This is a genomic window from Enterobacter cloacae complex sp. S1 (genome assembly GCF_014930525.1).
Taxonomy (GTDB): Bacteria; Pseudomonadota; Gammaproteobacteria; order Enterobacterales; family Enterobacteriaceae; genus Enterobacter; species Enterobacter hormaechei_C.
In genome coordinates this window covers 38801-49516 of sequence record NZ_JADBRE010000029.1, presented here as the reverse complement: position 1 = coordinate 49516, position 10716 = coordinate 38801, and the positions used below count along the sequence as shown (strand labels likewise).

Sequence of the window (10716 nt, the reverse complement as noted above, 5' to 3'; positions counted from 1 at the left end):
ATATAAATGATTTCAATATAATAGGTCGTGTATATCAGGTAAGAATGCAGGCCGACGCAGAGTTCAGGGCGACCCCGGAGGATATACTGAAACTACAGACCCGAAATGCCGATGGCAATATGGTACCGCTGTCTGCCATAGCCCATATTGAGCCGACACACGGTCCTGAGCTGGTTACCCGTTATAACGGTTTTACAGCAGTCGATCTTAGTGGCGCTCCTGCTCCAGGCTATTCTTCAAGTCAGGCGATGGAAGAGATTGAACGTATAGCGATGAAAACACTTCCACCCGGCGTAGAGTATGAGTGGACAGACCTGACCTACCAGCAAATTCTTGCAGGCAACAGTGCCGTCTGGATTTTTCCACTCTGTGTATTATTGGTATTCCTGGTACTGGCTGCCCAGTATGAAAGCCTTACGCTCCCTTTGGCTGTCATTATGATTGTCCCAATGAGTATCCTTTCTGCACTTACCGGGGTGTGGCTGACTCATGGGGACAATAATATCTTTACGCAAATTGGATTTATCGTCCTGGTCGGGCTCGCATCTAAAAATGCCATTCTTATCGTTGAATTTGCCCGTGAACTTGAGCTTTCAGGTAAGTCTGCCGTTAACGCGGTGAAAGAGGCATGCCGTCTCAGGCTGCGTCCAATTCTAATGACCTCACTGGCTTTCATCATGGGTGTAATCCCCCTGATGGTATCGCATGGAGCAGGCGCTGAGATGCGTCAGGCAATTGGGATATCAGTATTCTTTGGCATGCTCGGCGTCACCCTTTTTGGCTTGTTTATGACCCCCGTGTTCTACCTCTTAGCCCGACAAATATCAGGGAAAACACTGCACTCGGCCACTTTACCGGACGCACCTGAGGAACGGCCGGTAACAGAACAGGCTTCAGACTAAAAATTCATGATGACCTTTCAACAGCCGGACACTATATGATGCCCGGCTGTTGAATTTATTTATGTTTAAGGACTTCCGGCACAAGCTTATCAAGGGTAAGTTCAGCAAAGCGGTTCGTAATCAGACGTCTCGCCTCTTCAAGCGTATCACTTATTTCATTGTTAACTGCATCCTCTATCAGGCATTTGTCATGCTCAGTCGCCCAGCCTATTGAAAAAAGTTCAGTGCTGCCAATAGCGTGGAAAACCTGAAGGAGAGTGATGTCTCCGAGAGGTTTCTGGAGTGTCCAGCCACCTCCATGCCCTTTTTCAGAATGAATGATACCCGCCTGTTTGAGCCCCTGGAAAAGGCGTCTGACCACAACCGGATTCGTATTAATCATCGAGGCTATATCTTCGGAGGTAACGGGATCGCGGATTTTATCCATATGTATCAGCACGTGTAATGCACGGGACAGCCGATGGTCTTTTCTCATTTTTAATCCTGTTTGCTGCGGAATTTCTTATGAAACTTTCGTTGTTGCATAAGTGGTGGGATATCATGTATCTTATACTATTACATGATATCCATACAGAGAGTATTTTTATGTCATTCGAAAATGTGTCAGAACAGTTATGGGTCTGCCTCGTCATTGCACTGATGTCCAGTTGCATTTCAATCACCGTCACACAGCAGGAAATGTTTCGCCCGTTGCGTGAATGGATGGTCAAAAAAAATGCCATGATAGGCTACCTTTTCAGTTGTTTTTATTGTTTTAGTCACTGGGTGGTTTTTGCCGGTGTTGCAATTTACAGGCCCGTTCTTGTTCATTCAGGCTTCTGGTTAATTGACCTTGCGGTTACGGCATTCTTTACCATCGGTTTAACGGCCATGTTCAGCGGGATCATTCTGAAAGTGATGAGAAACGCTATTGCCAAGGCGATTGAAGAAAAAGAAATGAAAGACAAGCTGGGTTTGTAACTCGAATGGAGCCTGAAAACCTGGTGATGAAAGCAGGACGGTTAGCCCGGCAATCTGCGCATATAAATGGCAGGACTGCTTTACGCTTTCACACCAGGTTTTGCGATGTTTTTACATTCGTCTTCCACGCAGCTCACAGATGTACAGGTACAAACTGGTTCTGGCTGCCGGTGTTGATGTGCCGGCAGGTGTTGCTGACATTTTTGTTACGAACGAAAATCCCACAGGTTATTCAGATAAACTTAATATCAGCATGAACTGTTAGCGTCCTGGCGTCTCAGTCCGGTTTGCAGTGAACGTTTGCGCATGAATATCGACAGTTGCAGATTAGTGTGTCGACGTCGCTGCTTCGAGTTGCGCAGGTTCCATCAGTGCGAATGCTGTGCGCATTTTACGCGTCTCCTCTCCGGGGCTGCGACCAAACAGTCTTTTGAACTCCCGATTGAACTGCGACGCACTTTCGTAGCCGACCCGCGCTGCTGCCCCTGCTGCAGTAACGTTGTCCCGTATCATCATCAGTCGCGCCTGATGAAGACGCACTGACTTGATGTACTGGATGGGAGAAGTCGCCGCAACGGCTTTGAAATGCGCATGAAAAGCCGGTACGCTCAGGCCAGCTTCGTGCGCAAGTGAAGCCACATCCAGTGGCCGGGCGTAATCGAGGTGGATACGCCGTAACGTACGCGCAATACGTCCAAAGTTGCCATGACAGGCCAGCGCAGCACGAATGGCTCCGCCCTGTTCACCCAGCAGAACACGAAAAATCAGCTCTCGCACAATCCCCGGCCCCAGAACCCGCGCTTCAAGTGGTGAAAATAATACCTTCAGAAGACGAACTGTCGTATCTGCCAGCGTGTCGTCAAGTGGTGTGGAGACAATGCCAACGGGTGAACCTGATGCAGTGGCATGGTGATCGACAGCCATAACCAGGTCTGCCACCGCTGTCATATCCAGACGAATGGACACAGCAAGCAAAGGCTCTGCCGGGCTGGCATCTGTCTCGCTTGAAAATGGCAGAGGTACTGACAGCACCAGGTAGTGCAATGGGTCGTAGTGGTAAACCCTGTCAGCCAGGTAACCTCTTTTGTGCCCCTGACAGACAATAACAATGCCTGGTTCGTACAACACGGGGGTACGCCCCAGTGCGCCGTCAGCACGCATCAGACGCACGCCATCCAGCAACGTACGGGTGTGACCTTCATGTGGGGCGAGCTGGCAAATCATAGCCGCCATTTCGGACTGTTGAGATATGGAGGGCAATCTTTCTGGCATACAGCAGACCTGCTAATTGAATTTAATGATTATATTTTCACTCCCTGCATGCTTAAAAATCAATAAAGAAAATAGGATTAGGCAATGATGCAAGAGAGTCAGGCCTGTCGTCGTATATGTCCTCTCTTTATGATACCAGCCTGTTTGATATTCCAATGACATTCCCTGTCCCGCCCGGTGACAGGCAAGGAGGAGTGATGAAAACAGTGGTATCAGAAACGTCTAAAGTGGTCATTCTTACCGGTGCCAGTAGTGGTATAGGTGAGGCCACAGCCCGTCATCTTTCCCGGAAGGGGCATCATTTGTTTATCGGTGCCAGACGTATTGAAAAACTGACCGCACTGGCGACAGAGTTGCGGGCAACGGGGGGTAATGTTGATGCCATGGCAATTGACGTCACACGACCAGAAGATTTGCAACGCATCGCAGCCAGGGCGCTGGAGAAGCACGGACGCATTGACGCGCTCATAAATAACGCTGGCGTTATGCCACTCTCACCGCTGGCAGCGTTGAAGGTCGAAGAGTGGAACCGCATGCTGGATGTCAATGTTCGGGGCGTTCTGCACGGGATAGCCGCCGTCCTGCCGATCATGCAGGAGCAGGGTTATGGTCACATTATTAACATTGCCTCTACAGGCGCGTATACGGTCTCGCCCACAGCCGCTGTCTATTGCGCCAGCAAGTTTGCCGTGCGCGCTATTTCTGACGGGCTTCGGCAGGAGACCGACGCGATCCGGGTGACGCTGGTCAGCCCGGGAGTGGTCGAGTCAGAACTTGCCGATCATATTACGGACGAAACAGCCCGGGCTGCCATGCGCGAATTCCGGCGCATCGCCTTACCTCCGGAGCCCGTGGCGCAGGCAATTGCCTATGCCATCGAACAACCCGCTGGCGTTGATATCAGCGAACTCATCGTCCGTCCTGTGGCCAGTCCTCATTAACCGTAAACATGTTTTCATTTATTCAGGAGTGTTCATGTCAGAGTCAGGCTCTTTTTCCAGGGCTATGCCCTTTGCAGGCCGTGTTGCGATCGTCACCGGTGCCGCCAGCGGTATCGGCCTGGCGACCGTCGAACTGTTGCACCGCCAGGGTGCTCGTATCGTCGCAGTTGGCCGGGGGGATAATGTCAATGCGCTAGCACGTGAAGGCATTGTCCCCGTTGTCGCCGACGTGACTCAGGAAGCCAGTGCGGAACTGGCTGTGCGGACTGCAACAGAACAGTTCGGTCGCCTCGACGTATTAATCAACAATGCTGGCATCATCATCAACCAGCCGGTGGCAGAAATGACGCTCAGGGAATGGAACCAGGTCATGGCTGTTAATGCCACGGGCGCATTCCTTTTCTCAAGGGAAGCCATGCGCCCAATGATGGCGGCAAAATCGGGTGCAATCGTTAATATTGGTTCTTACGCCTGTTATCAGTCTTTTCCCGGTATCGCCGCCTATGCAGCTTCCAAGGGGGCGCTGGCACAGTTAACCCGTACACTCGCGCTGGAAGCTATCACTCACGGTATTCGTGTTAATGCAGTCGGCTCCGGAGATGCGGTGACAAACATCACGAATACAATCCAGCCCGACGGGCAGGCATATCTGGCAGAGCATGGTCGTAAAGCGCCTGTTGGTCGTGCAGCCCACCCCGATGAAATCGCAGAAGTCGCCGCCTTTCTGGCGTCAGACAGTGCCAGTTACATTGTCGGCGCAGTAGTTATGGCCGACGGTGGCATGAGTGTCGCCATTCAGTGATGCAATTCATTTTTCAACAACAGGAGTCTTCATCAATGCAACAACAAACCTCCCCTGCAAAAGTCTGGTTTATCACCGGCGCTGCTCGTGGTATTGGTCTTTCGCTGGCACGCCAGTTACTGGCGCGAGGCGATGCCGTAGCCGCAACCTCCCGCACCCTGACCAGTCTGCGTCAGGCATTCGGCGACGATAACGCGCGACTGCTGGCGCTGGAGGTGGACCTGGTGAACGAAGCCAGCGTTCAAAAAGCCATCGACAGCACCATTACCGCCTTCGGGCGCATTGACTGTGTGGTCAACAACGCAGGCTACGGCCAGCAGGGCACCATTGAAGCATTAACCGACAGCGAATTGCGTCGCAATTTTGATGTTAACGTGTTTGCTCCCCTGCATGTTCTGCGCCATGCCCTGCCGCATATGCGTACGCGGCGCAGCGGCCATATCTTCAACGTGGCGTCGATCGTGGGCTTTCAGGGCGGTTACGCGGGCTGGGGCAGCTATGTCGCCAGCAAATTTGCACTGGCCGGTCTGACCGAAACCCTGGCGGCCGAACTGGCCGAGCTGAACATCAGAGCCACAGTGGTCTATCCTGGACCGGTGCGCACCGGGTTCCTGTCGAAGGAGACGCTGGTCGTGGCCCAGCGCACAATCGCTGACTATACCGAAGCTCAGGCCTCGCTGGACCTCCATCTGAACGGTCTGGACGGCAAACAGGCGGGCAATCCTGATAAAGTCGCTTCTCTGATACTGCAGGCGGCCAGTGCTGACGCCCCACCCGTGCATCTTTTTGCAGGTAAGATTGCCAACACCCTCGCTGAACAAAAAATGCATGCAGTGAGTCAGAACCTTGATGTCTGGCGAAGCGCGTCAGACGCCACGGATTTTGAAGAGTAATAACCCCCGGGGACATGTGAACCACACTGTCCCTGATTTTCTTTCTGGAGGATATCTCATGCATGACAGCCTGCCTGCGGAAAAAGCGTACCGTATTCTTGAAGCTGGTCCCGTTATTCTGGTGTCCACCAAGGGGACAGATGGCCGGACAAATCTGATGACCGCAGGTTTTCACATGATGATACAGCATGCCCCACCGCTGGTCGGTGTGATTATCGGCCCCTGGGATTACAGCTATCAGGCGCTGTCAGATACCGGGGAATGTGTTCTGGCTGTACCGCCAGCCGCGATGGCAAAGGCCGTTGTGGACATCGGTAATTGCTCGGGAGAAACAGACGACAAATTTGCGCGTTTCGGCCTGACGCCTATTGCCGCGCAATCGGTCAGTGCGCCTCTGGTAGATGAATGCCTGGCTAACCTGGAGTGCAGAGTGGTGGATGACAGCCAGGTGCGGCGCTATAACCTGTGGGTGCTGGAAGTTCGGCGGATTTGGCTTGACAGCGCATGGCAGGAACTGCGCCTGCTCCACCATCAGGGCGATGGCTGTTTCAGTGTCGACGGAGAGACGCTTGACCTCAGTGACAGGATGGTAAAATGGCGCGACCTGATGAACTGAATTTTATTCCATTCTGACTACTAGTGCTTGCTGGTAATACATTACCGGGAAAAGCCGGTAATGTATTACCATGAAAAAGGACGCACGACTGGTGATCCATCCTGTATCAGCAGGTGACGGCCAACAGAATGAAAATGTACGCTAAAAAAGTTAACTCTCTTTTTACGGACGATTATCCTGATGACTTAACGTTGCTCTGCTCCAGTCATAAAAAGCGCGAACCGAGGGCGGTATATACTGGCTATACGGATATACCAGGGACAGAGGTAACTCAAAGGTATAATTCTCAAGACAGGAAACCAGCTCCCCGCTTTGCAGGTAAGGAGTGACCAGATAACTGGCAACACGGATTAACCCAACCCCAAGTATTCCGGCCTGAATATAAGCATCGGTATCGTCAACAACCAGTGTTTCTTTCATACGGATCGCCCGGTCCCCCTCCTCAAGCGTAAAAAACCATTCAGTGGTGCGCCCGGTGCGGTGATTCAGATAGCCAACCGCGTGATGCTTTTCCAGTTCATCCAGTTTTTGCGGTTTTCCAAAGGTGTCAATGTAAGCAGGCGCGGCCAGAACAACCCAGGTAAAGTTGGGCAGTGGGCGGGCAACCAGAGTAGTTGAATCTTCGATCCTGCCGGTGCGGATCACGCAGTCATATCCTTCCTGAATGATATCTTCGACATTATCGCTTGAGCACAGAATCACTTCCAGTCCGGGGTACTGGCGGAGAAACACCGGGAGTTCAGGGATAATGCAATGCCGGGCGAGGGATTGGGGCATCCCGACTTTGAAACGACCGCTGGGCTGCTCAGAACGGATGGAAAAAGACGACTCCATGGCAGCAATATCTGTCAGTATCCGTTTGCATTCATTATAGTAGCGCTTCCCCCCCGCCGTGACGCTGAGCTTGCGGGTGGTACGCTGTAAAAGCTGGATCCCAAGCCAGGATTCCAGTTCCCGGATAACCCTGGAAACCGTTGAACGTGGCAGGCCAAGCACTTCTGCTGCCTTTGCAAAGCCATGCGAGTCCACCACACTGACATAAACCTGCATTGCTCCCAGTTTATCCATCCCATCCTCTCTTGCCTGTACACGTTTATTATCCCATAACAGCGAATAGTCTAACCCGGTTCCGTGATCTTATCGAAGGTACATCGCTGCCTTACACTTACTCCCACACAATGAACAAGTCTGAAAGCGTATAAGGAACCAATATGGCAGAGCATAAATTACACTCAGGTGAAAAAGTACTGGTGCTGGGCGCCGGACAACTCGGGGCGGCTGTACTGCAGCATCTGCTCCCGGTAGTCACTCAGCGCGAGGGCACTGTGTGCGTTATCGTTTCGCCTCGTGCCTGGGATGAACAAGGTCAACTGAGAGCTTCCACGCATCAAAAATATGTCGATGCCGGTGCAAAATTAATCCCTCTGGATATCGCCGCCTGCACGACGGACTCCCTGAAGGATCAATTTAAAGAGTTTGATACCGTTATCAATTGCATGGGGTTTGTTGCAGGCGCAGGTACTCAGATAAAAATCACCCGCGCAGTGCTGGAAGCCGGAGTTAACCGCTACTTTCCATGGCAGTTTGGTGTTAACTACGATGTCGTTGGCAAAGGCAGCGGCCAGCCGGTCTGGGACGAACAGTATGATGTAAGAACCTTACTGCGAGAACAACACAATACCGAATGGATCATTATCTCCACCGGTATGTTTACCAGCTTTCTCTTCGAGCCTGCATTCGACGTGGTGAATTTATCCGCACGCACTATCAATGCGCTGGGGGGATGGGACACACAGGTTACAGTAACTTCTCCGGAAGATATCGGCCGACTCACCACCGATATTTATCTACATCAGCCGCGTATTGCCAACGAAGTAGTTTTTGTTGCCGGAGAAACGACTTCCTATGGTGAACTGGCAGAAACGGTCGAGCGAGTGACACAACAAACCTTTGCAAAAAAGGTTCTGACCCTGCCAACCCTGCTGGAGGAATTACAGGCCAACCCGGATGACCAGATGCTTCGCTATCGTGCGGCCTTCGCCCGAGGAGACGGTATGTGGTGGCCGATGAACGACACCTGGAACGTGCAGAACAATATTCCCACGCAGAATATCGCAGCCTGGCTTAAGTCATCCATTTAATTATTAATGAAGGGATTATCAATGAAAAATATCATGACGTTATTCCTCTCTATAATCCTGCCTTTTTCAGTCTGTGCTCAAACCGTGACGGCAACAGGCGATACACTGGAGCAGACGGAAGAAAAAATTCGCCAGCAGGCCGACAAGCTGGGTGACAGGGGGTATAAAATCACGGAAGCCCGCATGGGAAATAAAGTACATATCACAGCAGAAATCCTGCCGGAATAAATCGAACTGGATGATACAGCCCTCTTGAATTTACCTGGTAAGACTGTCGGCGTAATCAAGGATATTTATATCTGTATTACATACTGAAGGTTTTTATTTTGATTCATCAATAAATTTATAAAGTATAACGGGGGGTTACTGAGAGTTTTCCCGTACGTATCAGGTAAAACTCCCCACCATCGTGTACAGCAGCGCCAGTCTCCCCCTGGCAGCGGCGGATACCTGGTCCGGAAAAATGCGTATAATTTATATCCCCGGCATTTCTGAATGACCTGTTCTGAATGCCAGGGGGCTACTTACCTCATACCCGGTATATGAATACTCCAGGATACTGATAGTATTTTTCTCGGGGCTCAAATTTTCAGCCAATTAAGTCCTGCAACTCACTGACCGTATTGTGGCTTGCGTACCTGTCAAGCTGACCAAACAACGGGTCCCATTCATGGATTTCAAGCTTATCTATGAGTCCTTCACGTGCAAAAGGGTCCGCACTGATCATGGACTGGACTTCATCGCGCGTTTCAGCCCTGAAAATAAGAAATCCCGCCCGCAGTGGCGTATTTTTGAGCGGACCGGACGCTAACAGTTTGCCCTGTTCTATCAGACCCTTCAGATAAATCACATGCTCGCGCACAAAGGTATTCCACCCGCTGCCGTCCGGATGGTCCATTCTGACAATATAAATGTGCATCGTTTTCGCTGTCCTGTTCATGAGACAAAAAATAAGCATAATAAGTATTAGCAGTTTTTAAAATTCGCCAATATTGAGTTCTGAAACAACCAGGAGTAGCGAATGCTTGATAAACTTACCGGAATGCGGGCCTTCGTGGTTGTGGTTCAGACAGGCTCTTTTGTCGCGGCCGCAGACAGACTCGGTATGTCGCCTCAGATGGTGGCCCGCCATATCGCCACACTTGAGAAGCAGCTTGAAACGCGCCTGCTTAACCGAACGACGCGCAGGCAAAGCCTGACGCCGGCAGGATCGCTGTACTACAGGCGTTGTGAAACAATTTTACAGGCCATCGACAGCGCTGACCGGGAAGCAAGCAGTACGAGCGGAGTTCTTGCAGGTACGCTGCGGCTGAATGCGCCGGTAACGTTCGGCCGTTATGTCCTGGTGGATTTTTTGAGCACATTTCTTGAGCGCTACCCGAAAATGCGTATTGAACTTGTTCTTACTGATGACGTCATTAATCCTGCTTCAGAAGATTTTGACCTGGTGATACGAATCGGCGAGCTTGATAAGAAACTCCGGCTTGCGGCAAAACCGTTGCCTGCATACCGATTTATTGCATGTGCTGCTCCTCAATACCTGACAAAGTACGGTCATCCAGAACAACCTTCTGATCTGAAACATCATGAGTGTCTGGTTTTTGCACCCTGGTCTGCGGGGTTAACCCATTACTGGCCTTTTGCCAGCACTGAAGGTCCTGCTGAAGTGATGGTAAACTCTCGCCTGGCGATTAACGACTGGGGAGCAATCCTTGAGGCGGCATTAAGAGGTACTGGCTTGCTATTTGGTTATGAAAAGGGACTTGAACGATTTATTAAAATGGGAAAACTCGTTCCTGTTCTGGAAGATTTTAATATTCCCCCTCGGGAAATGCATTTATTGTATGACCCTTCTCGGGCTAAAGAAAACCGGTATAAAGTTTTTATTGACGAATTGTATGAACATCTTAGCTAATTATTCCGCTAAGCCTTTTAATAACAGCAATCTCACTTAGGCATCACTGCTGTCAGTCAATTTCACTGCAGATGCGCAATAGCCTATCTCATTGGGCTATTTATTTTGCCATTAGGAACGAACATTCACCTGAAATCTGAGATGAAATTTCTTTTTTATTTAAGACACCTGACTTGTCTTGAAGTAAGGCTATCTCCTCTGTTCAGGTGGTTAAATTCAATCTGCCATTACAAAACCAGCAGAACGGTGTTAGAAGTGAGGGATTTTTGAAGTG

13 protein-coding genes are annotated in these 10716 nt (G+C 50.7%); 9 read left to right on the top strand and 4 right to left on the bottom strand.

Annotated elements, in window-relative coordinates; genetic code table 11:
• A partial coding sequence (locus IM290_RS18510) for an efflux RND transporter permease subunit (protein WP_193354487.1) occupies positions 1 to 902 on the top strand: 902 nt, incomplete at its 5' end.
• A 55-nt stretch (positions 903 to 957) separates the two neighbouring features.
• Here the strand turns inward: IM290_RS18510 and IM290_RS18505 are convergent.
• Entirely contained in the window at positions 958 to 1377 is a 420-nt protein-coding gene (locus tag IM290_RS18505; protein ID WP_109231158.1) for an Rrf2 family transcriptional regulator, read from the bottom strand.
• A 29-nt stretch (positions 1378 to 1406) separates the two neighbouring features.
• Between IM290_RS18505 and IM290_RS18500 the strand changes: the two genes are divergently transcribed.
• Positions 1407 to 1862 (top strand): hypothetical protein, encoded by a 456-nt coding sequence (locus IM290_RS18500; RefSeq protein ID WP_306344578.1) that lies wholly within the window; start codon positions 1407 to 1409, stop codon positions 1860 to 1862.
• 327 nt (positions 1863 to 2189) lie between these two features.
• Here the strand turns inward: IM290_RS18500 and IM290_RS18495 are convergent, their stop codons facing one another.
• Positions 2190 to 3134: an AraC family transcriptional regulator gene (locus IM290_RS18495; protein WP_022065304.1), complete on the bottom strand. Its 945-nt coding sequence runs from the start codon at positions 3132 to 3134 to the stop codon at positions 2190 to 2192.
• 197 nt (positions 3135 to 3331) lie between these two features.
• Between IM290_RS18495 and IM290_RS18490 the strand changes: the two genes are divergently transcribed.
• Genes IM290_RS18490 through IM290_RS18475 form a run of 4 tightly spaced genes read left to right on the top strand, consistent with a single transcriptional unit; the run spans position 3332 to position 6386 of the window.
• The gene (locus tag IM290_RS18490; protein WP_177332130.1) at positions 3332 to 4075 is read left to right on the top strand and encodes an SDR family oxidoreductase; all 744 of its coding nucleotides are present in this window, start codon (positions 3332 to 3334) and stop codon (positions 4073 to 4075) included.
• 34 nt (positions 4076 to 4109) lie between these two features.
• Entirely contained in the window at positions 4110 to 4877 is a 768-nt protein-coding gene (locus IM290_RS18485) for an SDR family NAD(P)-dependent oxidoreductase (RefSeq protein ID WP_193042602.1), read from the top strand.
• A gap of 35 nt (positions 4878 to 4912) precedes the next feature.
• Positions 4913 to 5770: an SDR family oxidoreductase gene (locus tag IM290_RS18480; RefSeq protein ID WP_117108903.1), complete on the top strand. Its 858-nt coding sequence runs from the start codon at positions 4913 to 4915 to the stop codon at positions 5768 to 5770.
• A 58-nt stretch (positions 5771 to 5828) separates the two neighbouring features.
• Entirely contained in the window at positions 5829 to 6386 is a 558-nt protein-coding gene (locus IM290_RS18475; RefSeq protein ID WP_193042603.1) for a flavin reductase family protein, read from the top strand.
• A gap of 162 nt (positions 6387 to 6548) precedes the next feature.
• On the opposite strand, the gene IM290_RS18470 is transcribed toward IM290_RS18475, so the two are convergent.
• A complete protein-coding gene (locus IM290_RS18470; protein ID WP_193042604.1) occupies positions 6549 to 7454 on the bottom strand; it encodes a LysR family transcriptional regulator in 906 nt (301 codons plus the stop codon).
• A 143-nt stretch (positions 7455 to 7597) separates the two neighbouring features.
• Between IM290_RS18470 and IM290_RS18465 the strand changes: the two genes are divergently transcribed.
• Positions 7598 to 8527, top strand: coding sequence for an aromatic alcohol reductase (locus tag IM290_RS18465; RefSeq protein WP_193042605.1), 930 nt, complete (start codon positions 7598 to 7600; stop codon positions 8525 to 8527).
• 21 nt (positions 8528 to 8548) lie between these two features.
• Positions 8549 to 8755 (top strand): DUF1471 domain-containing protein, encoded by a 207-nt coding sequence (locus IM290_RS18460; protein WP_193042606.1) that lies wholly within the window; start codon positions 8549 to 8551, stop codon positions 8753 to 8755.
• Between the two features lie 361 nt (positions 8756 to 9116).
• On the opposite strand, the gene IM290_RS18455 is transcribed toward IM290_RS18460, so the two are convergent.
• Positions 9117 to 9446: a YciI family protein gene (locus IM290_RS18455; RefSeq protein WP_193041878.1), complete on the bottom strand. Its 330-nt coding sequence runs from the start codon at positions 9444 to 9446 to the stop codon at positions 9117 to 9119.
• Positions 9447 to 9548: 102 nt separating this feature from the next.
• Between IM290_RS18455 and IM290_RS18450 the strand changes: the two genes are divergently transcribed.
• Positions 9549 to 10442, top strand: coding sequence for a LysR family transcriptional regulator (locus IM290_RS18450; RefSeq protein WP_193041879.1), 894 nt, complete (start codon positions 9549 to 9551; stop codon positions 10440 to 10442).
• Positions 10443 to 10716 lie beyond the last annotated feature (274 nt).

Coding starts and splice junctions, on each gene's coding strand:
- IM290_RS18475 (WP_193042603.1), top strand. CDS start 5,829: ATGCATGACAGCCTGCCTGCGGAAAAAGCGTACCGTATTCTTGAAGCT.
- IM290_RS18495 (WP_022065304.1), bottom strand. CDS start 3,134: ATGCCAGAAAGATTGCCCTCCATATCTCAACAGTCCGAAATGGCGGCT.
- IM290_RS18505 (WP_109231158.1), bottom strand. CDS start 1,377: ATGAGAAAAGACCATCGGCTGTCCCGTGCATTACACGTGCTGATACAT.
- IM290_RS18470 (WP_193042604.1), bottom strand. CDS start 7,454: ATGGATAAACTGGGAGCAATGCAGGTTTATGTCAGTGTGGTGGACTCG.
- IM290_RS18450 (WP_193041879.1), top strand. CDS start 9,549: ATGCTTGATAAACTTACCGGAATGCGGGCCTTCGTGGTTGTGGTTCAG.
- IM290_RS18465 (WP_193042605.1), top strand. CDS start 7,598: ATGGCAGAGCATAAATTACACTCAGGTGAAAAAGTACTGGTGCTGGGC.
- IM290_RS18455 (WP_193041878.1), bottom strand. CDS start 9,446: ATGCACATTTATATTGTCAGAATGGACCATCCGGACGGCAGCGGGTGG.
- IM290_RS18460 (WP_193042606.1), top strand. CDS start 8,549: ATGAAAAATATCATGACGTTATTCCTCTCTATAATCCTGCCTTTTTCA.
- IM290_RS18500 (WP_306344578.1), top strand. CDS start 1,407: ATGAAACTTTCGTTGTTGCATAAGTGGTGGGATATCATGTATCTTATA.
- IM290_RS18485 (WP_193042602.1), top strand. CDS start 4,110: ATGTCAGAGTCAGGCTCTTTTTCCAGGGCTATGCCCTTTGCAGGCCGT.
- IM290_RS18490 (WP_177332130.1), top strand. CDS start 3,332: ATGAAAACAGTGGTATCAGAAACGTCTAAAGTGGTCATTCTTACCGGT.
- IM290_RS18480 (WP_117108903.1), top strand. CDS start 4,913: ATGCAACAACAAACCTCCCCTGCAAAAGTCTGGTTTATCACCGGCGCT.